This window comes from Bradyrhizobium sp. 63_E2_N1_3 (assembly GCF_052076005.1).
Lineage (GTDB): Bacteria > Pseudomonadota > Alphaproteobacteria > Rhizobiales > Xanthobacteraceae > Bradyrhizobium > Bradyrhizobium barranii.
This window is the reverse complement of the sequence record NZ_CP197235.1, coordinates 3,671,454-3,694,320: the sequence shown is the minus strand read 5'-3', so window position 1 is coordinate 3,694,320 and position 22,867 is coordinate 3,671,454. Positions and strand designations below refer to the sequence as shown.

The following is a 22,867-nucleotide window of genomic DNA, read 5'->3' as shown; positions in this document are numbered from 1 at the left end:
CGCGCTGTCTCTGGGATACAGGATTGCCCGCTTTCGCGGGCAATGACACCGAAAGTGTGGAGACGGCGAACCACAAAGCGAAAAGGCGCGGCCATCAGCCGCGCCTTTGTGTGTCTAAACCGCGCCCGCCTTCTGCGCGTACTCCCACGACGCCTTCGACAGCGGCACGGTGCGCTTGGCTGACTCCAGCGCCTTGGCATTGGCCGCGGTGCCGTCGCGAACGCGGCCGGCGATGCCTTGGGTGATGCCGGCGAGGCGGAACAGGTTGTAGGCAAAATACCAGTTGAGATCAGGCACCGTCATCTTGGTGACGTTGCAATAGATCTGCGCGGCCTCTTCCACGCTTGGGATGTTGAGCGCCTTGAGGTCGGCGCCCTCCAGGCCCGGCATGATCCACTGCATCAACAGATAGGTGAAGTCGGCCATGGGATCGCCAAGCGTCGACAGTTCCCAGTCGAGCACGGCCTGCACGCGCGGTTCCGTCGCGTGGAAAATCATGTTGTCGAGGCGATAGTCGCCGTGGACGATCGAGACGCGCGCCTGCTCCGGCACGGTTTTGGGCAGCCATTCGGCGACCTTCTCGAACTCCGGAATGTGCTGCGTCTCGGACGCCCGGTACTGCTTGGTCCAGCGGTCGATCTGCCGCGCAAAGTAGTTGCCGGGCTTGCCGAACTCGCCGAGGCCGATCGCTACGGGATCGTACATGTGGAGTTTTGCCAGCGTCTCGATCTTGCTGGTGAATATCTTGCGGCGGTCCTCCGGCGTCTGGCTCGGCAGCGTCGGATCCCAGAACACCCGGCCGTCCTCCATCGACATGATGTAGAAGGCGGCGCCGATGATGCTGTCGTCCTGGCACAGCGCGTAGGCGCGCGCGACCGGAAAACCCTGCTTTCCAAGGGCTGCGATGACGCGATATTCGCGATCGACCGCGTGCGCCGACGGCAGCAATTTGCCGAACGGCTTGCGGCGCATCACATATGAGCGGTTCGGCGTGTTGAGCCGGTAGGTCGGATTCGACTGGCCGCCCTTGAACTGGAGCACGACCAGCGGGCCCTCATAGCCTTCGACGTTGTCGCGCATCCAGGCTTCGAGCCGCATCTCGTCGAAGCGATGACGCTCCTCGACCGGCTTGGTGCCCGAGAATTCTTCGTCTTTCCTGACGCCGTCAGCCACGATGACGCTCCCTCTTCAGTCCGAACATGATCCTAATCGGTAACCGCTGACGCACTTGCGTCAAGCGGTCACCGAATGCGGATCAGCCCTGTCGTCTTTTTCAAGTCGGGAGCGCCGCAGGACTCTCCCTCTTAATGCTTGGGAGAATTGGCATACTTCCGAACTTCGAGCCTTGCAATGGCGCGATTGTGCACCTCGTCCGGACCGTCGGCGAGCCGCAGCGTGCGGATGCCGGCGTAGTCCTTGGCAAGACCCGCTTCGTCGGAGACGCCCGCGCCACCAAAGGCCTGGATCGCCTCGTCGATGATTTTCAGCGCCATGTTGGGTGCTGCGACCTTGATCATGGCGATCTCGGCCTGCGCGGTCTTGTTGCCGACCTTGTCCATCATGTCGGCGGCCTTGAGGCAGAGCAGACGCGTCATCTCGATGTTGGTGCGGGCCTCGCCGATGCGCTGCTCCCACACGCTGTGCTCGACGATCTTCTTGCCGAAGGCGGTGCGCGACATCAGGCGCTTCACCATCTTCTCCAGCGCCTCCTCGGCCTTGCCGATGGTGCGCATGCAGTGGTGGATGCGGCCGGGACCGAGGCGGCCCTGCGCGATCTCGAAGCCGCGGCCTTCGCCGAGCAGGATGTTCTCCTTGGGCACGCGCACGTTCTCGAGCAGCACCTGGGCGTGGCCGTGCGGCGCGTCGTCGAAGCCGAACACCGGCAGCATCTTCTCGACCTTGATGCCGGGAGTGTCGAGCGGAACCAGGATCTGCGACTGCTGCTGGTGCTTGGCCGCCTTGAAATCGGTCTTGCCCATCAGGATCGCGATCTTGCAGCGGGGATCTCCGACACCGGACGACCACCATTTGCGACCGTTGATGACGTAGTGATCGCCATCCTTCTCGATGCTGGTCTCGATGTTGGTGGCGTCGGACGAGGCGACCGCCGGTTCCGTCATCAGGAACGCCGAGCGGATCTCGCCGTCCATCAGCGGACGCAGCCATTTGCGCTTCTGCTCCTTGGAGCCGTAGCGCATGAACACTTCCATGTTGCCGGTGTCGGGCGCGGAGCAGTTGAACACTTCCGAAGCCCAGGAGATGTGGCCCATCTGCTCCGACAGCAGCGCGTATTCGAGATTGGTCAATCCCGCGCCACGGAATTCGTCGTCCTCATGCTCGTTCGGCGGCATGAACATGTTCCAGAGGCCTTCGGCCTTCGCCTTCTTCTTGAGGTCCTCCAGAACCGGGATCACCTTCCAGCGCTCGCCGCTGTGATCCTGCTCGTTATAGATCGGCACCGCCGGACGCACGTGCTTGGTCATGAACGACTGCACGCGGTCGAGCCATTCCTTCTGCTTGGGGGACAGATCGAAATCCATGGGACGCTCCTCGGTCTCTCTTTGCAAAGCTGTTTTGCGCCGGACTGTCCTCCCGCCGCACGCGACCCGCAAGCGCGAATGCTTGCGGACGCCTCGGAACCGGCTCGCGCGTTGCGAACGGGTCTCGATTGCGGATTGACTTTCTCCGGCCTTCAAACGATAGTTTCATACAAGTGTTTGAATTGCAACTCCCTCCCCGAGGGGCATCCATGGCCAGCGATCATACGAGGTCTGCCATTCTCGCCGCCGCCGAACGGCTTTATGCCGATCGCGGCTTTGGCGACGTGACGCTGCGCGACATCGTCGCGGAGGCCAACGTCAACCTCGCGGCGGTGAATTATCATTTCGGCTCGAAGGACGAATTGATCGCAGAGCTGTTCGTCTCGCGCTCGATCGCCACCAACCGCGAACGCCTGCGCGAATTGAAGGTCGCGGAAGAACAAGGCGGCGGTCGCGCGCCGATCGAGGTGATCTTGCGCGCCCTCGTCGGCCCGACCTTGCGCGGCTGCCTGGGTCCGGAAAACCAGCGCTCCACCGCGGCGCGCTTCATGATCCGCGCCTCGATCGAATCCGTGCCGCCGATCCGCCGCATCAAGAACCGCGAGATCGATCATTTGCGGAAATTCGCCGGCGCCATGCGACGGTCCCTGCCCGACCGCAGCGACGTCGATATCTATTGGGGCCTGAACTTCGCGCTCGCCATGGCGCACCACACCATCCGCGAGAGCGAGCGGTTGACGAAGCTGTCGGAAGGCAAATGCGATCTCGACGACGTCGACGACGTCGTCGCGCGCGTCGTCAGCGTCGCGACGATGGCGCTGACGGCGGGGCGGACCGAGACGAAGGCGCCGTCACGGGTTGTCGCGCGTTAGCGCTCACATCATCGCGATGCAGTCGATCTCGACGTCGAAGGGGCCGAACCATTCCGGGGTGCAGACGAAGATGCGCGCCGGCGGATCAATCGGGAAATAGCGCGCATAGACCGCGTTGAACGCGGCGAAGTGTTTGGTCGAGGTGCAGTAGACGTTGCACTTCATGACGTTGTCGAGCGAGGCGCCGGCCGTCTGAAGGCACAACTTCATCTGCTCCATGATGATCTCGCTCTGCCGCTCGATTCCCATCCCGCCGATCTCGCCCGTCTCGGGGTCGAATGGCGGCAGGCCGGCAACGAAGATCATGTTGCCGGCGCGCGTGACCGGCGAGGTCGGCGCCTTGACGCGGTCGAGAAAGGACGAGATCGGTTCGACGCGGAGCGCTTCGCGTTTCATCGGCGGCCACCTTCGGTTCGAGCGAGACTGGCGCCTTGCTACATTATTCTGCAGCCGGCATGCTTCGCTAAAGCTCGAAGTATGGTTGCGGGCCTAAAGCGCGATGAGAGATCGCGCTTTAGTTTTTGTTTGAGCATGATCTTCGCGCAAACGCGTTCCGCGTCTGTCGCGAGGGAAAACCGCTGCGGCACTTTGCGCTAACGCGGCCCTTCGGGTCCGGATCATGCTTTAGGCTCGCTGCGGCATCTCCTCGGCCTCTTCCTTGGCGAGCAGCAGCAGCATCTCGATACCCATCTCGCCTTCCTGGGGCGAACGGATGAACTTTATCTCGTCGGCGCTTTGCCGCAGCGCGGCGATGATGGCGACGGCCTGATTGGCCGTTGCTGCCTCGGTCGCCAGAATTGCCTTCTGGTCCTTGGCCTGAAACCCGATCGTGTAGGACATGCGTTCCCTCCCGGACTTGCGTCGGGATGATCGCATCAGAGTCGCGCGCAAAGCGGAAGCCTGTGCGAGTACGGACCGGGTTCATCTGGGGATTGCACGCAAGCCTCGGGCAAGGCCTGGCATCGCGCAACCGTCGCTCCCAGGCTGGTCAGGATCGCTGTCGCATGCGCGCCAGCATTGGTCTTCGCCAGCACACCCCTGGGAGGATCAGGAAGCGAAGCTAGATGATCCCCTGCTGCTTCAGCTGCTCGATCTTGCCGGCATCATAGCCGAGCTTGCCGCCGAGCACCTCCTGGGTGTGCTCGCCGAGCAGCGGCGGGGCGCGGTAGTTCTCGATCGGGGTCTCCGAGAGGGTCAGCGCGTTGCGGATCAGCGACAGATCGGGCTCGAAGGGATGATCGACCTTCACCCGCATGCCGCGCGACTGGACGTGCGGATCGGAAAACACCTGCTCGAAATTGTTGATCGGGCCTGACGGCACGCCGGCCTCCTCCAGCTTGTCCAGCCAGTAGGCCACCGGCTGCTTCAGGAACAGGCCGGCGAAGATCGCCATGATCTCCTTGCCGTGCACGACGCGGTCGTTGTTCTTGACGAAACGCTTGTCGTTGGCGAGCTCGGGCTCGCCGAGCACGGCGCAGGTGCGCTGGAACTGGCCATCATTGCCGACCACCAGCATCAGCTCGCCATCGGTGCAGCGGAACACGCCGGCCGGCATGCCGCCATTGCCCCAGGTGCCGCGGCGCGGCGGCATCTTGCCGTTGACGAGGTAGATCTGGAGCCAGTGCGACAGCGATGCGATGACGGTGTCGAACAGGCAGACGTCGATGTGCTGCCCCTGCCCGTCATTGGCGTCGCGATGGTACAGCGCCGAGAGAATTCCGATCGAGGTGTTCATGCCGGTCATGTAATCGACGATAGACGGGCCGACCTTCATCGGACCCTCGCCGGGCTCGCCGTCGATATGGCCGGTGACGCTCATCAGGCCGCCCATCGCCTGCAGGATCGCGTCATAGCCGGCACGCGGCGCGTAGGGGCCGGTCTGGCCGAAGCCGGTCACCGAGCAATAGATGATGCCGGGGTTGATCGCCTTGATCGTCTCGTAGTCGAGGCCATAGCGCTTGAGATCGCCGACCTTGTAGTTCTCCATGAAGACGTCGACGTCCTTGGCGAGCGCGCGGATGATCGCCTGCCCCTCGGGCTTGGCGATGTTGACGGTGACCGACTTCTTGTTGCGGTTGGCGCAAAGGTAGAACGAGTTGTTGTTGTTGGCCTTGCCCTCGGGGTCGGTCAGATAAGGCGGGCCGAAGGCGCGCGCGTCGTCGCCGGTGCCCGGCCGCTCGATCTTGATCACCTCCGCGCCGAGATCGCCCAGCATCTGGGCCGACAGGGGCCCGGCCAGCACGCGGGTGAGGTCAAGGATCTTGATGCCTGAGAGCGGCAAGGCCGACATGTCGATTTCCTCCGGGAACTGATATTGGCGCGGCGGCCTTAAGCCCTGGCCGCGCTCCCTGCGGATACACCATTTTGGAGTTCTGAGCACTGCGTCCGGGGCATACGGCTATCCATCGCCCGGCAGCAGGAGCGGCCCTGCGGCGGGCGAATTTCCGCGCCACGGCTATCGCGCCTGCGCCGGCGCTCCGCCACGGCGATCCGCGCCGCTGATGACGGCTAGAACCTGACGCTGATTCCACCGCGCACGGACTGGAAGCGAGGATGCTGCTCGTAGCTCCCGACGTCGGGCCAGTCGAAGCGGGACGTGCCGAAATCGCTATAGCGATATTCCAGGCGCGCCGTAACCCGATTGGTCAGCGCCGCTTCTCCGCCGACGCCTGCGGTCCATCCGGTCTTCGAAATGTCGGCATCCACCGTGGGAACTGCCAATGTCGACGTCCACCGGTACTTCAGCTCGGTGAACGCCAAGCCACCCGTCACATAGAGCAGCAGGCGCTCAGTCGGTGTAAAGCCGAGCCGTCCGCGAACGGAGGCCTCCCACTCCTTGCGCGCGTCGTATCGGAAAAACGGGATGTTAAATCCGCCGTTCACCGGGCCCACGTCTACATCGGCCTCAAGGCCAACAACGAGCCTGTCCAATTGATGGTTGTAGCCCACATGGACACCGCCGAAGCCGCCGTCCGCGCGGAACCCATGCGTGAAGCCGGTCGGAGGCCCGCCCAAGAAGAATTCGACAGTGCGACCCTGGCTCCACGCGTAACCACCTTGGACACCTGCATAGAAGCCAGTCCATGCGAAGGGCGACACGGCGACAGAGCGCGCTGCCTTAACGGGCAAGTCGGCAGCATCCGCAGCGACGGCGGAGCAGGCCAGCGCGGCGAGGCAGATCAGCGTGCGTTTCATTGCATATTCCAGCCCATGGGATTGACGATTCCAACTCTAGCGGGTTCCCCCCGCTTTTGCTGTGGCGGCCGGGCGACACTCGGTGAAAACGAATAGGAAGCGACCGGCAACTCGCGGCAACCGACGTGCCGCCGACCTCACACCACACCGGCCGCGGCCACCTGCGGTCGGCGGCGGCCGAGCAGAACCAGGATCAGCACCGCTGCGCAGGAGCAGACGAAGGTGAGACCGAGCGCGCCGCGGCTGCCGTACTGGGTGAGCAGGCCGGCAAGAACGGGCGGCGAGATCGCGGAGGCCAGATTGAGCGGCAGCGCAATCATCGACGACGCCTTGGCGAACTCGGCCTGATCGTAGAACACCAGCGGTATCGTCGCCCGCGCCACCGCCATGGCACCGCTGCCGGCGCCATAGAGCAGGATGAAGACCGCGACCGCCCAGGTCGCCCCCTCGCTCAGCATCAAGAGCAGCATGGCAACGGGCAGCGCCGTGCCGGCGACAAGCCCCGTCGTGATGCCGTCCCAGCGCCCGCCGCCGAGGAAATCGAGCCCGCGGGCGCTGACCTGGATCACGCCGAGCATCGAGCCGAAGGCGATCGCCTGCGCCGGCGCCAGCCCCTCGGCGCGCAGCAACTCGATGAAGACGGCACTCAGGCCGAACGTGACGAAGGCATTGACGGTGATCGCGGCGACGACGAGGCCGAACGTGCTCCGCGGAATCGACAGCGCATTGGCTTGTCTTGCGGGAGCGGTGCCCCCCTCCTTCGCAACGGCCCGGCGCGGAGTTGCGAAAGCATAAAGCGGAAGCGAAACGAGAAACAGCATGGCGGCGTAGACGAGGCAGGTGCCGCGCCAGCCGAAATGGCCGCTCAGGAACGAGGTGGTCGGCCAGAAGATGCTGCCGGACAATCCCGTCACCAGCATGAGCGCGCCAATCGCGCTCTTGGCCTGTCGCCCGGCGACCTCGTTGAGCATGATATAGGCGCCGGTCGACAGCGTGGCGCTGCCGCCCATGCCGAGGATGACCCAGGCCACGAAATAGAGCATCGGCTCGCGCGCAAAATACAGAAGGACATAGCCCGGCACGGCCACGACGGTGCCCACCATCATCACCTTGCGTGCGCCGTGCCGCGCAAAAGCCTTCGCTAGCCAAGGCGCGCACAGGCCCATGGTAACATAGAGCGTCGAGGTGCCCGCAAACACCATCGGGAGGCTCATGCCCAGATCGGCCGCGAGGTCGCGGCCCACGATCGGCGGAAGGCCGATCGTGCCCCATCCGATGAGCTGGGTGATTGCAAGCACCAGCAGGACCCCGATGAGCCTGCCGTCAGATTTCAAGAACCGCATTCCGATCGTCGCCTGCCCCAGCTGCATGCGTGCGCACAGACACGTCATAGCGGGAGTCTTGATAACGGAAGTCTTGGCGCAGCGGAACGCCGGCCGCTGAATGGCAGAAGGCGGCCGGGAGCATGTCAGCAGGAGGCAGTAGCCCCTACCCCGCGAGCCCGAGCAAGGATCGCGCCTCGGCCGCGGTCGCGACGCGCCGGCCGTGGCGCGCGACAGCCTCGCCGGCGATGGTCACGAGCTCAGCATTGCTGGCGGCCAGGCGGGTCTTGTCGATCCTGATATTGTCCTCGAGCCCGGTGCGCACCGCGTCGGCGCCGCGCGCAAGCGCCCAGCCCATGACCTCGGCCTGATGGCGTCCGATCCCGGCCGCCGTCCACGTCGCTGTCGGGATCAGCCGCTTCAGCTCTCCCAGGAGGATGTCGAGGACATGCTCGTCGGCCGGCATCGCATTCTTGACGCCCATGACGAATTGCACGTGCGGACGCGAGTCCATCAGCCCCGCCTCGATCAGACGCCGCGCACCGTGCAGATGCGACAGATCGAAGATCTCGATTTCAGGCCGGATGCCATTTGTCTTCATGCCGGTCGCGAGAGTCTCGACCAGGGCGGCGCCGTTCTCGTAGACGATCGTCGGAAAGTTCACCGATCCTGTCGACAGCGAGGCCATGTCCGGCTTTAGATAAAGCGATGATCCCCGCGCCGAGGGATCGCGGCCGCGCCCGCCGGTCGAGAACTGAACGATCATCCCGGGGCAGTGCTTTTTGATGCCTTCCTGCACCAGGGCAAAACGCTCGGGGTCGGAGGACGGCGTCTCGTCATCGTTTCGAACATGGATATGGGCAAGCGTGGCGCCGGCCTCGAAGGCCTCCTGCGTCGACTCGATCTGCTCGGAGGGCAAGATCGGCACCGCGGGATTGTCCTTCTTGCGCGGAACGGAGCCGGTGATGGCGACAGCAACAACAACGGGGTTCATCCCTTGACCTCATGATGATCGCGCTCGCGCGCACGGAGTTCGAATAGGCACTCAAGTAACGCATGGAGCCCTGCCGCTGCAAACATCATCGATCGCAGCGGCAGGCCTTTGCGTGCCCTTCAGGTCGGAATTGCGGCCGCACCGCTCGCCGCCTCCGCACGCTGCCGCTCATAGTCGGCCCGCGGCATCGGAACGGCCTTGGGATTGCCGAGATCGTCGATACTGACCCGATAGGTCTCCCGGGCCGTGACGGCCGCCAGCGCCGCGATGACAGTGATACCGAAGGCGATCGCTCCCACCGTCAAGGGGATATTGTCCGAGCCGGGAGGCGCCACGGTCGCAAACAGGGCCGGAAGCAACGCGGTGATGGTCGTTCCGATGTTCTGCGAGATCGCCATCGCCGACACCCGCGTGCGGGTCGGAAACAGCTCCGGGTAGAAGCTCGGGAAGATCGCGTTGTAGCCCTGATAGACCACGCCCCACATCAGCAGCGACACCAGGATCGCCAGCGGCACATTCCTGATGCTGATGGCATAGAGATAGACGAAGGCAAGCAAGCCTGAGAGCAGCGCGCCCACGATGATCGGAGGCTTGCGACCGACCTTGTCGGAGAGATTGCCGACGAAGGGAATGACGAATATGGCCAGCATATTTCCGAGGACCGGGATCCACAGATAGACGTCCTTGGCAAAACCGATGCCATAGGCCGGCTGCACCGCGTAGGCCGCACCGAAGATGGTCGCAACGACCGGGATGACGTTCATCAGAGCCATGCAGATGACCCTGAGCATGTCGCGCCAGCTCAGCTTGATGGCCTGAACAATGGGCGACCGCGGCGTTTCTCCCCGTGCGCCCTCTTGCGCAAAGGCAGGGGTTTCGTCGACTTCGCGACGAATGATGTAGCCTGCGACAATGACGAAGAAGCTGAGCAGGAACGGAATCCGCCATCCCCAGCTATTGAATGCGTCGGTCGGCATATAGGCCGCCAGCGGCAGGAACACGGCTGCCGCGAGGATTTGTCCGGCCTGCACGCCCTGAAGGGCGAAACTGGCATAGAAGCCGCGCCGGCCGAACGGCGCATGCTCCAAGATCATCGAGCTCGCGCCGGAGATTTCACCGGCCACCGCAAATCCCTGCACAAGGCGCAGGATGACGAGCAGGATCGGCGCCAGGATGCCGACCTGCTGATAGGTCGGCAGAAAACCCACCGCCATCGTCGAGATGCCCATCAGGAACATGCAGACGATGAGAACGGTCTTGCGGCCATGGGTGTCGCCCCAATGTCCGAGAACGAAGGCCCCGATCGGCCGGGCCACATATCCCACACCATAGGTCGCCAGCGATGCGACGATGGCGACGGTGGGATTTTCCGACGGGAAGAAGATTTGTGGGAAGATCAGCGACGCGGCGGTCGCGTAGATGAAGAAGTCATAATATTCGAGAGCCGAACCGATCCAGCCGCTCGCAGCGGCCTTCCTGGACTGACTCATGTGACGGATCGTGCGAGTCGTGGTCATCGCAGAAAATTCCTCCACTGGGTTTGCTGACGTCCCGTTGTCGGGCTTCGCTAGAAATTGGGCAGCATTCTCCGGGCGCTCTGCCGACTTCCGCGAGCGCTTGTCACTGCCGATGGGTATCCGATTGGTCGCGACAATAGGCTTTCGCCGGGCTAACACAATTACCCAGTTATGCGATAAACCTAACATGATGTTATTTTCGCCGGACTTGAACACAGTTGGCGATTGTGCGCCGATCAGCAGCGCTCGGGCGGAGACGCGTCGTCGACATCCGACGCAGAGACGACCAGATATTTTCAGACCGCCAGTTCAAAACACGCTTTTCGCCACAAGCGCACGCTGGGCTCGCTTCTCCCATGCCAGCAAGATTGCCCGCATCAGACAGCGCGACTGTGTGTGTGGGAGACCGGCCGCCGCCGTCTGCCACGAGAAGAGCTCCCGTGACGACTACACCTTGTTTGGCGTGGGCATCAAAAATCAGGCGGCCCTCTTCAAGCGCTTGAAGCGCTCCATCCGGAAGGGTGCGGGATCTACGCAAGGCGTCGAACCGGTCACGAGATCGGCCATCAGGGCGCCGGCGCCAGGACCGATACCGAAGCCGTGGCCCGAGAAGCCGGTCGCGAGATAGAAGCCTGGAACGGAGCCGACCGGCGCGATAACTGGAACGGCATCCGGCGTGACATCCATCAGGCCAGCCCACATTTGCATGATCCTGGCGTCGCGGAACGCCGGGAAGGCTTCGCACAGATGGGTGACGCCGCCATGGACGAACCGCAGCGACGGATCGGGATCAAGAATGCGGACATGCTCGAAAGGACTAACCTCATCACTCTTCCAGCTGCGGGCCATTTTCACCTCGCGAACGAACTGACCGCCGATGCGAAGCGTCAGTTCGTTCCAGCTCTTGATGAGCGTCGGCGCATAGTCGCAGAACAATCGAAAACTGTCCGGCGTAATCGGGGCGACGTTCGCGTTGCGCTGGGCGACAGTGAACCCGCCATCCAGACGGCGGCGGAAAGCGAAGTTGCCTGCACCAACGGCAAAATCCGGAACGCCCTCGATCGAAGAAACGCGGGCGACGCTGCCGAGGATCTTCAGGACCGGAAGATCGATGCCCATGTTGCCGGCGAAGAGGCGCGACCAAGCCCCTCCCGCCAGCACGACGGACGAACAGCGGATCTCGCCGCGCTCGGTGACACAGCCGCTCACCCTGCCCGCCGATCGCTCGATGGAACGGACCGCGCAGTTGGTGAGGATATGCACCCCTTTCGCGGCCGCGCCGCGCGCGATTGCAGGGACGGCGATAAACGGCTCCGCCTTGCCGTCGCTCGGCGTATGCAGCGCGGCACGGAACGGTTTCGCCATACCTGGCATGAGCGTCTTCAGCGCCTCGCCCCCTACGAAGCGAGAGTCGAGATCGAAAGACGTGGCGTGTTTCAACCACTCGTCATACATCGCAACGTCGGCATCCGTGTCGCAGAGATAGGCGATGCCGGCCTGCCGAAAGCCGGTTTCGCCGCCGATACGCTCGTTCATGCCACGCCAGAGCCGAAGACTCTCGATCGCGAGCGGCAACTCGGCCGGATCGCGCCCCATTTGGCGTACCCAGCCCCAGTTTCGCGACGACTGCTCTGCTCCGATCAATCCCTTTTCGCACAGGGCAACGGAGACGCCACGCTCAACCAGCGAAAGCGCGGTCGACACGCCGATGATGCCGCCGCCGATCACGACGACGTCCACATGCGCAGGCAGCTCCTGCGGCGCGACGACAAGATCGGGAATAATCCTGGACACGTGGTCCTCCTTGAAACGGGTACGCGGAAGGCGAGCCGGGCCGGATGTGCCGCCCGAGGCTCAGCGTCCCGGACGGTCGAGGAAATCGCGCAGGCGATACCAGCCGGCAAAGAGCGGCACGAACCAGGGCTTGCCCGAATAGAAGGGCACGGCCGTGAATGTCTCGCGATCGAAGGCCGATGGCATGTTCTGCTCGCCGAGAATTTTGCGTGCTGTCTGGTAGCCGAGAAAGGTCATCAGCGCGACGCCGTTGCCATTGCAACCAGCCGCGAAATCCGCGCCGTCGCGAACCCCGAGATGGGCTATCTTGTCGACAGTCATGGCCACGCGCCCGCTCCAGGCATGAGTGATCTTCACGCCCGCAAGCTGCGGCCAGATGGCCAACATGCGCGCATAAAGCCGCTTCGCGGCCAGCTTGTCGGGCATGTCGAAGATGCCCGGGCGTGAACCGAACAGAAGCCGAGTCCCGTCGGGCGACGGCCTGGCGTAGATCAAATCACGGCGTGTGTCGGACACCATGCGGGCCTGCGGAATGAGCTCGGTCAGGAGATCGGCCGGCAGCGGCGCGGTGGCAATCTGATAGCTCTTGACCGGCACGATACGGCTGGCGAGGCCAGGCGTCGCATCGGCGGCGGTGTAACCGTTCGTGGTTGCGACCACGTGGGCAGCCCGGATGGCACCTCGAGCGGTCGGCACGATCTTCTCTCCTTTCGCACTATCCTGCACCATACCCGCGCGCGCATGCGAGCGCAGCATGACGCCGGCGGCGCGCGCCCGGTCGCGCAGCGCCTTGTGATATTTGCCCGGATGCAGACCGCCATATTCGTCGATCACCATGCCGCCGTGATAATAATCCGAACCGATCGCCGATCGCTGATGCGCGCGATCGAGGAAATGTACGGTCACGCCGGTCTTTTCTGCCAGAAGCATGCCATGCCGCTTCAGGGTTTCGTAATCGCCCGCGGCGTGGGCGCCGAAAAAGCGGCCGCTGAGCGCAAGCCCCGCATCCAGCTTCTCCGTCTCGACCAGCATCTTCAGATAATCGAAGCTCTCGTTGCTCTCGCCGATCAGGCGCGAGAAGAGCACGGGATCGATTCCCTTGATCGCACCGCTAACCACCAGCTTCTGGCCACTCGACACCATCCCGCCCGAACGCGTCGAGGCTCCCTCCCCGATCCGGTCACCGTCGATGACGACGACGGAGCGCCCGGCGCGCGCCAGATGAGTCGCTGCATTCAACCCGGCATAGCCCGAGCCGATGACCACGACGTCGGCTCGCTCCGGCAGCGGACAGAGATCGGTCTCCGGTTCCGCGGCCTCCCACCAGTAAGGCGTCTCCTTGAAGTCCTTGGCGTAGATGTCGTCAAAACGAGGCATGATGTATTGGGCCTTCCGGCTCACCTTTCATTTTCATTGCACGTGGGATGGCCGCACCACGCAGCGCGTCCGCCCCGGTGGTGCGATCAGAGAACCTGACCGAGGAATTCGCGCGTGCGCGGGTCTTGCGGATTGTCGAAGAGTTCCGCAGGAGGCGCACTTTCCACGATCAGACCACGATCGGTGAAACAAACGCGTTGCGAGACTTCCCGGGCGAACTTCATCTCGTGCGTCACGAGAATGCAGGTGAGGCCCTCCTCCACCAGTTCGCGGATCGCGAACAGCACGTCCTTTACCGTTTCGGGATCGAGCGCAGCCGTCACCTCGTCGAACAGGATCGCTTCCGGCTGCATCGCGAGTGCGCGGGCGATTGCCACGCGCTGCTGCTGGCCGCCGGACAGCTGCCCCGGATAGCTGTCCGCCTTCTCCGAGAGCCGCACCTTCTTCAGGAGCTTGCGGGCCCGCTCCTCGACTTCGGCGCGATCGTGTCCGAGAACCTGGATCGGCGCCATCATGATGTTTTCCAGTGCCGTACGATGCGGGAAAAGATTGTACTGCTGGAACACCATCGCGACCTGATGGCGCAGCACCCGCATCTGCTTTTCCGACCTCATTTCATGCACACGGTGTGCGCCGACGCGGACAAAGCCTTCGTCCACGGGAATCAGGCCGTTGATGCAGCGCAGAATGGTGGACTTTCCCGACCCGGAAGGACCGATAATGCAGACTGCCTCGCCCTTCTGCACGAACATCGAAATGCCCTTGAGAACAGGGACGTCACCGAAGGACTTGCGGACGTTGTCGAGCTCGATCAGCGCGTCGATGCGGCTCACAGGCTTTCTCCCTTCACGGCGCGTTCCAACCGGCGCGCGACGACCGCGATCGGATAGCAATAGGCGATGAACAGGAAGAGGATGGTCAAATAGAAGTAGACGATCACGCGCTCGTTCTCCATGGCGAGCAAAGTATTCAGAATTGTCAGCACGTCCTGGATACCGGTCACCGTGGCGAGCGCTGTCGCGATCATCAGCAACGCGTAGGAATTCATCCAGCCCGGGATCATGCGCCGCAGCGCCTGTGGCATGATCACGTGGCGATAGATCTGGCCGGTGCCATAGCCGAGCGAACGTGCCGCTTCCCACTGGCCGCTGTGAATGGACTGAACGGCGCCCCGGATCACCTCGGAGAAATTCGCCGCCGTCGGCAGCGCAAGGCCAATCACGGCCTTCACGAACGGCGGGAACGCAATGGTCGTGCCGAAGACATGCATCTCAAACGGCAGGAAATAGAGCGTTGCAAAAAGCAAAACGAGCCAGGGTGAATTGCGCAGGAAATTCATCAGCAGAAGAGACGGGACCCGGATCGGTCCGAACCTGGCGAGCGTCGCAAGACCCATGATCGTACCGAGCACCGTCGCCAGTGCCATGGAGGCGATCGAGAGAATGATATTGAGGGCAAAGCCACCCGTGATCGGCCAGCCGGATGCCGAGCCGGTGAGAAGCAGAGGAAGCCGCGCCAGCACGCGGCTCCAGTGCGCCGAGCCGCCCGCCGCCGCATCGACCCCGATCCAGACGGCCACGCCAAAGGCGATCAGCAGCAGAACGGCGCGCTTCTTTCCGTCATAGGAGAGCATGGAGCCCGCGATCAATGCCCTCTCCCGTAACCTGGGAAGGCCATGAAGGCTTCGAGCCTCGCCATTGCAAATGTGAGGATGGACACCAGCACCACATATATGAGGAGGACCAGAATCATGACCTCCAGCGTGCGGAACGTGTCATTGTAGATCTGCCCGGCGTAGTACATCAGTTCCGGCACGGTGATGACGGATGCCTGCGACGTCGTCTTGAAGAGGTTGGTCAGGATGTTCGTCAGCCCCGGCAGGCAGATGCGGGTGGCGATCGGCGCCTCGATGCGCCAGAAGCGGGCCCATCGGCCGTACCCGAGCGACCGTGCGGCATCGATGATCGACCGCGGCATGGTTTCGATGCCCGAGCGGAAGGCTTCGGTCGCCAGCGCCCCGCCGAAGAGACTGAGCGAAATCGCAGCACAGGCAAAGGCACTGAGAAGCGGAACCGATAATCCCGTCGACGGATCGGTCACCTTGAGGCCGAGGTTCGAGAAGGTGAAATAGGCAAACAACATCTGCAACAGCGGCGGCGTGTTGCGGAACACCTCGACGAACAGCTCGATCAGGGCATCGAGCCAGAAAATCCGCAGCGTGAGCCCGAGGGCCCCGAGCATCCCGATGAGGATGGCGGCCGCCGATGAGAGCGCCGCCAGCTTCAGCGTGTTGACAACACCGGTCAGCAGCCATTGCTGGTACGCAGGATCCGCGAGCCAGGAATAGTCGAGTCCGAACAAAGGCCGCTCCGTGTGCGTCAGTTCTTCTTCGCGACCGCAGCCTTCGCCCGCGCGGCGATGTAGTCGGAGTGCGGCATGCCGAACTCGGTCTCCCACGCGATCAGCTTGCCTTCGGCCTCGGCCTTCGCGATGGCCTTGTCGACGGCGTCGTGGAATTCCGTGTCTCCCTTGCGGAGGCCGCCGGCCATCGGCTGGAATTCATACGGCGCCACCGCGATCTTGTAGCTTGCCCAATCGGGCTCCTTGAGCTTCTGCTGAAGCGTCATGTCGTCAAAGACGAAGCCGATGCAACGATTGTCCTTCAGCGCACGATAGGCTTCCGGCTGGGTCTTGAAGGCCACGAGATTGATGCCGTACTCCTCGGTCATCTTCTTGTTGTAGTAGGAGCCCTGGATGCCGCAGACCGACTTGCCCTTCAGCTCTTCCCACTTGGAGACCGTCGCTTCCTTGGCCGCCAGCACGGACGGGCCGGCAGCGGAAACGTATTCCGTCGTGAAGTCGATGACCTTGGCGCGCTCGGCCGTGACGCCGAGCGTGGCGAAGATCGCATCGATGCGGCCGGCGGTCAGGAATTCGATGCGATTGGACGCGACGACAGGCACGAGCTCGATCTTATCCTCGGAGCCAAGGAGCTCCTTGGCAACGTACTTCGCAAGCGAGACCTCGAAGCCGACGATGTCGCCCTTGTCGTTCAGAAAGCCATAGGGCACGTAATCATTCTTCACGCCGACGACGAGCTTGCCGCGCGCCTTGACGTTCTCAAGCGTGCCCGCCACGGCGGCGCTACCAGCAAAAAAGGCAGCGAGCGCAACAGCGGAAACGCCCATCATCGTTTTGAAGCCTGTCATCCTGTTCCTCTGGATAAATCACGGCCTTCCAGCGCTGTTGCCACAGCGCCGCGTCAGCCATCAGCTTTGCGAATGCAGAAATCAGGTCGCTCAAAAAATATGCATCAATCCCAAGCGACCTAATTTTCATCATTGGAGACACATCTTTCTCAATGTACAAGTTGTTGAGACCACTTTTTTCATAATGTGAGATTATATGCCGGTGATCGCCCAACCGCCCTCCGGTGGAGCCCAGTTGCTCGACCGGACCGTCATCCTGCTGGATCTCGTCGCCGATGGCGGCGTCGAGGGCCTATCGCTCAAGGACCTGGCGGCCCGCTCCGGGCTAAACACCGCCACCTGTCACCGCATCCTCAACACGCTGGTCGGTCACAAGCTGCTTGCCCGCGACGACAAAAAACGGCGCTACAGGTTGGGTGCACGCATGGCGATCTACGGCGTCCGCGCGGCTCGCGGCCCCGGCATCATCAGCCGCTGCGAGATCGCGCTGTCCCGGCTCAGGCGCCGCACCGGCGACACGACCCATCTGATGGCCCGCTTCAACCACGATTCCGTTTGTCTCGACCGGCGCGACGGCGAATGCATCGTGCCGACGCTGACGGGATCGATCGGCGGCTTCGTCCCCCTCGGCGTTGGCCCCGGTTCGATCGCAATGCTCGCATTCCTGGACGAGGACGAGCAGGACTACATCATCCGCGCCAACCTCGGGCGCTACGCGTCCTATCGCAACCTCACCGAGGACAAGGTTCGACAGCTGATTGCCGACACCCGTCGCCGCGGTTACGCGGTGGATGTGGGCGAGCTCATTCCCGGCATTGCCGGAGTTGGATTGCCGATCATGACGCCGGGCGAAAAGCCGGGCGCGGCGCTCAGTTTCACGCTGCTCTGCGCCAAGCTGACGCCGGGCGTCCTCGAACATTACGGCGCCCTCCTGAAAGAGGAAATCGACGCCATCGTCGGTCAGTAGGAAGGATCAGGGTGGCGTGGCGACGGCCGGAAACAGGTTAGCGGATCTCGTTCACGTAGGGATGATGCGCAGTCGTGGCGCGGTACTCGCTCAGGATCACAAGCGCACGGGCTTGATCGTATCCCTAGCTTCCCAGCGCATTCTCGCCGGCTTCGCGACCGGGCACGCTGACATGCACCTCATGCCCCTGACGGATCGCCAGGGAGGCGGCAGCGACCGCGGACTCGAACGCGGCTTCCTTGGTCGCGTATTTGCTTTTGACGTCGCCGTCATGCAGCACGCCCCATTCATCCTCGACCGGCACGATCGCGTATTGAGCAAGGCCCATGGTGCAACTCCTCGATATCCAGCGCTGCGTGACCTGCGGATGGGCCGCCGTCACCCGCCACACGGCGTTGCCGCTGTCGTCGGCGACCAGCAATGCGCCGGCCTTGTCGATGGCACCAGCATCGGATGAATCGGATGACCCTCGATTTGCGCGGTGGAGCGCACGCGCACGGCTTGTTGCACGGTCGGCCTCGTGTGGCTTTTCGCCCTGCCCGACCGGCCAACTCTTGCTTGCGGTGAAGGTTCCTACTCTCGCGCCGCCACCGGCGCGCCGGCCTGATACGCCGCATAGGCGCTCTTCAAGCCATCGTGAAGCGAGGTCGCGGCGCGCCAGCCGAGCTTGGCGAGACGGCTGACGTCGAGCAGTTTGCGCGGCGTTCGATCGGGACGCGAGCTATCGACACTGATATCGCCGCACGCATTTGTCGCGGTTTCGAGTTCGACGTCGGTATTGACGCAACACCTCACCACCGCAGTAGCCGCGGCCCGAGCGCGGCCCCCGCCAGAGTGCACACCACGATCGTTCCACCATACCAGAGCGCGACAAAGGGCAGCGAATCGTCGGTGCAGTGAAGCGCGTAGGCCACTGCGCTGATGCTGCCAGCGACAAGACCGGCGAACGCCCCTGCGCGGCGCAGGTCGATCGGTGCCGCCTGACGCACCGCCCACATCGTTAGCGCAAATGGCACAATGGCGATGATCGGGATCGACACCAGACATTCCAACCACGCGTCACCCGCAACCATTCGGTCGCAGTGCGACACCGGCGCCGAACCGATGCTGATGAGCGCCAGCGCCGCGATCAGCAGAAACGGCAGGACGACGACCGCCATGCTGTGCTTCAGGACATGACAGCTCGAAATTTCATGGCCGCAAAATTCCACGGGCGGGACGGATTGAGAAGCCCCCTGGTCCTGAATTCGGCGACGGTCGGCGATCAGTTACATCACGCCCTCGTGAGGATCGACGCGTGTGAGCCGAGAGCGCGAGTCTCTTGGTGACAATTCACGCGTCCGCTTTCTGGTTTGGATGTGGCACACGGCGTTGACACCGCCTAAGCGCTACCATCCAGCGAGCGGTGGCGGCACGAAATTTTCCGCCTTGATGGCTTCGCATCGCGTTGGGAGGCCCGGAAGCGGAGGCAACTTTGCTCCGCTTCCTATCGATGCCGGAATGGGCGCGCTGGCCTAAATCGAAGAGTGATCACGGTCGCAGCGGCTGCATCGCGCTCGCAGTTTTGGCCGCGCGCACCAACTGAAGGAACTCGGAGCGATAGCCGTAAGGATCGTCGCCGCGCGCGGCCGAGGCGATACGGAGCACGTCGTCATAGCCGAACCGGCCGGTGTGCTTTCCGCCACGTAGAATCTCGCCGAACGCGGCAACACTGGTTGCAAAGCGGGCATCGAGTGGCGCGTCCTCGAAGCGGCCATGTTCCGATGCGCGATCGACGGGGGTGCTGACCAGCACGCTTTGATCGGATCGCGGCAGCTTGTAGCGGATCTTGACGAAGGCATATTCGGCCGGCGACGGTGAGTCGCTCGCCGGGGCTTGCGCACCGTATCTGAGATCGTCGACCACGCGAGGCCCGCCGACAGGCACGATGTCGTAGAGCGCCGTCACGGTTTGCCCCGAGCCGACGTCGCCGGCATCGACTTTGTCATTTGAAAAATCGTCGCGATTGAGCAGTCGCGTCTCGTAGCCGATGAGCCGATATTCGGCGACGGCTGCCGGATTGAACTCGACCTGGATCTTCACATCCTTGCCGATCGGAAACAGCGTCGAACTTGCCTCTTCGACCAGCACCTTGCGTGCCTCGTTGATCGTATCAATATAGGCGGCGACGCCGTTGCCGTTCTGCGCCAGCGTCTGCGCCAGCGCGTCGTTGTAATTGCCGGCACCAACGCCGAGCACGGACAGGAAAATGCCCTTTTCGCGTTGACGCTCGACGAAACCTTTCAATTCATCCTTGTTCGTAATTCCGACATTGAAGTCGCCGTCGGTGGCGAGGATGACCCGATTGACGCCGCTGGCGTCAAAGTTCTGCTCTGCAAGACCATAGGCTTGCCTGATGCCTTCGGCACCCGCCGTGCTGCCACCCGCCTCGAGCCGATCGATCGTCGCCAGGATTTTCGCTTTCTCGGACACGGAAGTGGGCTCGAGCGCCGTGCCGGCATTTCCGGCATAGGTCACGATCGCGATGCGGTCCTCGGGTTTCAGCTGGGTAACGAGCATGGCGAGCGACTGCTTCACGAGCGGCAACCGGTTCTGCGGCTCCATCGAGCCCGATGTATCGATCAGGAAAACGAGATTCGCGCGCGGTCGGCTCGTCTGTTGCAGCGCATAACCTTTGACCCCAATGCGAATGAGCTTGCGGCCTTCCGCCCAGGGGTTCGGAAACACGGCAACGTTGGCCCGGAACGGTTCGTTCGCCGATGCGGGGGCTTCATAGGCATAGGGAAAGTAATTGATCAGCTCCTCGGTCCGAACCGACGCGGCCGGCGGCAGGACATTGCGGTTGAGCTGTGCGCGGACGAACGCGTACGACGCCGTATCGACATCAATGGAGAATGTCGAGACGGGGGCATCGCGCGCGACCTTGAAGGCGTTTTCCGGCGCATTCGCAAACTTGTCGCGGCCGACAGGCTCGGACGCAGCAGGAACACGCTCGCGCTGGTCCCGAAAGACTTCGACCTGCGACAGCAGCTGCGCAGACGGCGCGCGCGCGTGCATTTGATCGTTCCGGCCTCTAAGAGCGTACATTTCTGACGGTGCCCCCTGCATGGGAGCCCTCAACGCCGTCGCGGGAGGCGCCTTCGGAGCGTCCCGGCTGGCAATCAGATTTTCCGCGCGCGACCTGGCGGGAGGCGGCGCCGCGGCAACCGAAGGCGCGGCGGCTTCCTGGCTGGGCTTTCCGGCCTGCGTGGCGGTTTGGGTTTGCGTTTGCGGCTGGGCCTGGCTTTCGCTTTCCTTCTTTGCTGGCACTGTCGAAGGAGCTAGAGCGACGTCGTTGCTCGCCACCTTCTGTTCGACGGGTGCAGCGACGTCCTGCGACTGCGGCGACCGCATGAGATGGAGATAGGCGCCCGATCCGGCAACGATGCAGGCCAGGCTGGCGGCCAGGAGATATCGCGTACGCTTCATGACAGTCCTCTCGCGTAACGGCCGCAAGGACGCGGCGGTTCGCTCGATGAGACGGATATCGGTCGGCATTCCTTGGCTATCGTCGGCGTTTTTTTCCTCGGCGCTTTTTTGATCGAAGCGCAACAACGCTTGTTGCACAGCCGCGGCACGCGCGTCCGGCGCAGGCGGCGGAGGGTCGGGCAAACGCATGATGTTGTGATCAGTCCTCATCGCCGATGTCCTTCGCGAGACCTGCCTGTCGCCTCAGCTCGTGCATGCGGCCGGAGATGGTCGACTCGGAGACGCCCAGGGCTGTCGCCGCCTCCGCGTGCGTCATGCCTTCGCCGACCACAAGCACGACCGTCTCCCGCAGCAGCGGCGAAAGCCGCGCCAGCTCGCTCGCGAGCCAACTGCGACGAAAGAGATCCCGGCCATCCGGCGGCGCCGCCATTTCGGCAAGAACGGCGAGATGGCCTTTCAGGCGCGTCAACGTCGAATGACGCCGATGGTGGTCATGGCAGGCGTTGCGCACGATACCGACCAGCCAGGTTGTGAACTTCGCCTCCCCCCTGAAAGAAGCGATCCGTTCCACCAGCGCGCAGCAGACATCCTGACAAATGTCCTGCGCGTCAGTCTGGGAGCCGGTCATGCGCCACGCCACGCGGTGCATGAGGTCGTAGTGACGCCGCAACAAGGCTTCGAATGCAGCACGGTTACCCTGCGTGGCCAGACTGACGAGGTCGTCATCCGTGGCGCCGCCATCCGGCGGCTCAGTCGCCTCTGCGGTCATAAGCTGAATGGCGCCCCCCATGCCCTTTCCTCAAAGCCGACAGGATTGAGCAAAACAATTGGGACCGTTACCCGGTCCCCCGGGCAGTCCCGTCCTGGACCGCGACCGCATGCGCTTTACCATAGTAGTTCCACCCATAAGCCGGGGCGCCGGGAGGAGATTTTCCAGGCATTCACGAATTGAGACGAACGAGACGCCGGAATCCTTGGGCCGGGTTTGAAAAAATTTCCGGACGGCACAACACCAGGGCCTTACGGCGCTCTGTGGCGACAGCAACGCAAGCATCGTGGCGGCGAACACGATCCGGGCGACCATGCCCAGGATTTTCAGGCGGTTCGGCGTGGCCCGGTCCAATTAGCCTCGCTTCAGCCGGTCGCAAACCCGCGAAGGCCAGGTCGCCAACCGGGATTCTGACTGGTTGCCGTTCGCGGTTCTTATCCAGTGCGGGGAATACGAAAGCTATCAAGAGAGGCGCGAAACAGTCGATCGCAAAGCGAGCATCAGGACGTGTCAAGCAGCCGATTTGTCAGACTGAAATCTGCCCCCTCTCGCTAAATCTTCGAAAAAGGTTGGAGCGGGTGAAGGGAATCGAACCCTCGTATTCAGCTTGGAAGGCTGCTGCTCTACCATTGAGCTACACCCGCATCACTGGCTCCCTAACACGACCGGGCGGCAGTCTCAACTGCTCCGGACCGGACTTTCCCGCCTTGCGGACAGGCTAGTTCCCACCCCGGGGCGCCCCTTAACGGCGGCGGGATTTCGTCCTATATTCAGAGTCCCGAAACCAACGAAAGGAGGTGATCCAGTGTCTTATCTCAAGCGCTGTCACCTCGCTGGGATCGC

The 22,867-nt window shown here is 63.0% G+C and carries 20 protein-coding genes, 1 tRNA gene and 2 pseudogenes; 2 read left to right on the top strand and 21 right to left on the bottom strand.

The window, feature by feature from the left end:
* Positions 1-114: 114 nt before the first annotated feature.
* On the bottom strand, positions 115-1,173 hold the full coding sequence (locus tag AB7531_RS17285; RefSeq protein WP_063982562.1) for a phosphotransferase family protein: 1,059 nt from the start codon (positions 1,171-1,173) through the stop codon (positions 115-117).
* A gap of 131 nt (positions 1,174-1,304) precedes the next feature.
* A complete protein-coding gene (locus AB7531_RS17280) occupies positions 1,305-2,540 on the bottom strand; it encodes an acyl-CoA dehydrogenase family protein (protein WP_063982561.1) in 1,236 nt (411 codons plus the stop codon).
* Between the two features lie 209 nt (positions 2,541-2,749).
* Between AB7531_RS17280 and AB7531_RS17275 the strand changes: the two genes are divergently transcribed.
* Positions 2,750-3,412, top strand: coding sequence for a TetR/AcrR family transcriptional regulator (locus AB7531_RS17275; protein ID WP_063982560.1), 663 nt, complete (start codon positions 2,750-2,752; stop codon positions 3,410-3,412).
* A gap of 3 nt (positions 3,413-3,415) precedes the next feature.
* On the opposite strand, the gene AB7531_RS17270 is transcribed toward AB7531_RS17275, so the two are convergent.
* The 13 genes from AB7531_RS17270 to AB7531_RS17210 all read right to left on the bottom strand — a co-directional run bounded on the left by AB7531_RS17270 (position 3,416) and on the right by AB7531_RS17210 (position 16,820).
* On the bottom strand, positions 3,416-3,808 hold the full coding sequence (locus tag AB7531_RS17270; RefSeq protein ID WP_063982559.1) for a RidA family protein: 393 nt from the start codon (positions 3,806-3,808) through the stop codon (positions 3,416-3,418).
* Between the two features lie 228 nt (positions 3,809-4,036).
* A complete protein-coding gene (locus tag AB7531_RS17265) occupies positions 4,037-4,252 on the bottom strand; it encodes a hypothetical protein (RefSeq protein ID WP_036010888.1) in 216 nt (71 codons plus the stop codon).
* Between the two features lie 220 nt (positions 4,253-4,472).
* Positions 4,473-5,702 (bottom strand): CaiB/BaiF CoA transferase family protein, encoded by a 1,230-nt coding sequence (locus tag AB7531_RS17260; protein ID WP_063982558.1) that lies wholly within the window; start codon positions 5,700-5,702, stop codon positions 4,473-4,475.
* 218 nt (positions 5,703-5,920) lie between these two features.
* On the bottom strand, positions 5,921-6,607 hold the full coding sequence (locus AB7531_RS17255) for an outer membrane protein (RefSeq protein ID WP_063982557.1): 687 nt from the start codon (positions 6,605-6,607) through the stop codon (positions 5,921-5,923).
* A gap of 137 nt (positions 6,608-6,744) precedes the next feature.
* Positions 6,745-7,950, bottom strand: a complete 1,206-nt coding sequence (locus AB7531_RS17250) for an MFS transporter (RefSeq protein ID WP_063986288.1) — start codon at positions 7,948-7,950, stop codon at positions 6,745-6,747.
* A gap of 145 nt (positions 7,951-8,095) precedes the next feature.
* Entirely contained in the window at positions 8,096-8,923 is an 828-nt protein-coding gene (locus AB7531_RS17245) for a 3-keto-5-aminohexanoate cleavage protein (protein WP_063982556.1), read from the bottom strand.
* Between the two features lie 119 nt (positions 8,924-9,042).
* Entirely contained in the window at positions 9,043-10,440 is a 1,398-nt protein-coding gene (locus AB7531_RS17240) for an MFS transporter (RefSeq protein ID WP_085405396.1), read from the bottom strand.
* A 477-nt stretch (positions 10,441-10,917) separates the two neighbouring features.
* The gene (locus AB7531_RS17235; protein ID WP_063982555.1) at positions 10,918-12,234 is read right to left on the bottom strand and encodes an NAD(P)/FAD-dependent oxidoreductase; all 1,317 of its coding nucleotides are present in this window, start codon (positions 12,232-12,234) and stop codon (positions 10,918-10,920) included.
* 60 nt (positions 12,235-12,294) lie between these two features.
* Positions 12,295-13,500 carry an NAD(P)/FAD-dependent oxidoreductase gene (locus AB7531_RS17230; RefSeq protein ID WP_245328626.1) on the bottom strand — a complete coding sequence of 402 codons (1,206 nt, stop codon included), beginning with the start codon at positions 13,498-13,500 and terminating at the stop codon, positions 12,295-12,297.
* Positions 13,501-13,697: 197 nt separating this feature from the next.
* A complete protein-coding gene (locus AB7531_RS17225; protein WP_063982554.1) occupies positions 13,698-14,444 on the bottom strand; it encodes an amino acid ABC transporter ATP-binding protein in 747 nt (248 codons plus the stop codon).
* A complete protein-coding gene (locus AB7531_RS17220; protein ID WP_245328625.1) occupies positions 14,441-15,259 on the bottom strand; it encodes an amino acid ABC transporter permease in 819 nt (272 codons plus the stop codon). The genes AB7531_RS17225 and AB7531_RS17220 overlap by 4 nt, the downstream gene beginning before the upstream one ends.
* On the bottom strand, positions 15,256-15,972 hold the full coding sequence (locus tag AB7531_RS17215; RefSeq protein ID WP_063982553.1) for an amino acid ABC transporter permease: 717 nt from the start codon (positions 15,970-15,972) through the stop codon (positions 15,256-15,258). The genes AB7531_RS17220 and AB7531_RS17215 overlap by 4 nt, the downstream gene beginning before the upstream one ends.
* Positions 15,973-15,989: 17 nt before the next feature.
* A complete protein-coding gene (locus AB7531_RS17210) occupies positions 15,990-16,820 on the bottom strand; it encodes a transporter substrate-binding domain-containing protein (RefSeq protein WP_063982552.1) in 831 nt (276 codons plus the stop codon).
* 196 nt (positions 16,821-17,016) lie between these two features.
* Between AB7531_RS17210 and AB7531_RS17205 the strand changes: the two genes are divergently transcribed.
* Positions 17,017-17,787, top strand: a complete 771-nt coding sequence (locus AB7531_RS17205; RefSeq protein ID WP_063982551.1) for an IclR family transcriptional regulator — start codon at positions 17,017-17,019, stop codon at positions 17,785-17,787.
* Between the two features lie 124 nt (positions 17,788-17,911).
* Here the strand turns inward: AB7531_RS17205 and AB7531_RS17200 are convergent, their stop codons facing one another.
* The 6 genes and pseudogenes from AB7531_RS17200 to AB7531_RS17175 form a co-directional block, all read right to left on the bottom strand.
* Positions 17,912-18,115 carry a hypothetical protein gene (locus AB7531_RS17200; RefSeq protein ID WP_063986285.1) on the bottom strand — a complete coding sequence of 68 codons (204 nt, stop codon included), beginning with the start codon at positions 18,113-18,115 and terminating at the stop codon, positions 17,912-17,914.
* Positions 18,116-18,360: 245 nt separating this feature from the next.
* Positions 18,361-18,528, bottom strand: a pseudogene (locus AB7531_RS17195) (GDP-L-fucose synthase); the annotation flags it as partial.
* A gap of 50 nt (positions 18,529-18,578) precedes the next feature.
* Positions 18,579-18,935: pseudogene (locus tag AB7531_RS17190) on the bottom strand (DUF1109 domain-containing protein); the annotation flags it as partial.
* Positions 18,936-19,317: 382 nt separating this feature from the next.
* Complete coding sequence (locus AB7531_RS17185) at positions 19,318-21,255, bottom strand: vWA domain-containing protein (RefSeq protein WP_084795360.1); 1,938 nt, start codon at positions 21,253-21,255, stop codon at positions 19,318-19,320.
* A gap of 199 nt (positions 21,256-21,454) precedes the next feature.
* On the bottom strand, positions 21,455-22,045 hold the full coding sequence (locus tag AB7531_RS17180) for an RNA polymerase sigma factor (protein ID WP_063982548.1): 591 nt from the start codon (positions 22,043-22,045) through the stop codon (positions 21,455-21,457).
* Between the two features lie 549 nt (positions 22,046-22,594).
* Positions 22,595-22,668, bottom strand: a tRNA-Gly gene (locus AB7531_RS17175).
* Between the last annotated feature and the right edge of the window lie 199 nt (positions 22,669-22,867).

Excerpts from the sequence above, each read along its gene's own strand:
- AB7531_RS17180 (WP_063982548.1), bottom strand. The coding sequence starts at position 22,045 with ATGGGGGGCGCCATTCAGCTTATGACCGCAGAGGCGACTGAGCCGCCG.
- AB7531_RS17210 (WP_063982552.1), bottom strand. The coding sequence starts at position 16,820 with ATGACAGGCTTCAAAACGATGATGGGCGTTTCCGCTGTTGCGCTCGCT.
- AB7531_RS17255 (WP_063982557.1), bottom strand. The coding sequence starts at position 6,607 with ATGAAACGCACGCTGATCTGCCTCGCCGCGCTGGCCTGCTCCGCCGTC.
- AB7531_RS17205 (WP_063982551.1), top strand. The coding sequence starts at position 17,017 with ATGCCGGTGATCGCCCAACCGCCCTCCGGTGGAGCCCAGTTGCTCGAC.
- AB7531_RS17245 (WP_063982556.1), bottom strand. The coding sequence starts at position 8,923 with ATGAACCCCGTTGTTGTTGCTGTCGCCATCACCGGCTCCGTTCCGCGC.
- AB7531_RS17250 (WP_063986288.1), bottom strand. The coding sequence starts at position 7,950 with ATGCGGTTCTTGAAATCTGACGGCAGGCTCATCGGGGTCCTGCTGGTG.
- AB7531_RS17185 (WP_084795360.1), bottom strand. The coding sequence starts at position 21,255 with ATGAAGCGTACGCGATATCTCCTGGCCGCCAGCCTGGCCTGCATCGTT.
- AB7531_RS17270 (WP_063982559.1), bottom strand. The coding sequence starts at position 3,808 with ATGAAACGCGAAGCGCTCCGCGTCGAACCGATCTCGTCCTTTCTCGAC.
- AB7531_RS17200 (WP_063986285.1), bottom strand. The coding sequence starts at position 18,115 with ATGGGCCTTGCTCAATACGCGATCGTGCCGGTCGAGGATGAATGGGGC.
- AB7531_RS17275 (WP_063982560.1), top strand. The coding sequence starts at position 2,750 with ATGGCCAGCGATCATACGAGGTCTGCCATTCTCGCCGCCGCCGAACGG.
- AB7531_RS17260 (WP_063982558.1), bottom strand. The coding sequence starts at position 5,702 with ATGTCGGCCTTGCCGCTCTCAGGCATCAAGATCCTTGACCTCACCCGC.
- AB7531_RS17280 (WP_063982561.1), bottom strand. The coding sequence starts at position 2,540 with ATGGATTTCGATCTGTCCCCCAAGCAGAAGGAATGGCTCGACCGCGTG.
- AB7531_RS17265 (WP_036010888.1), bottom strand. The coding sequence starts at position 4,252 with ATGTCCTACACGATCGGGTTTCAGGCCAAGGACCAGAAGGCAATTCTG.
- AB7531_RS17240 (WP_085405396.1), bottom strand. The coding sequence starts at position 10,440 with ATGACCACGACTCGCACGATCCGTCACATGAGTCAGTCCAGGAAGGCC.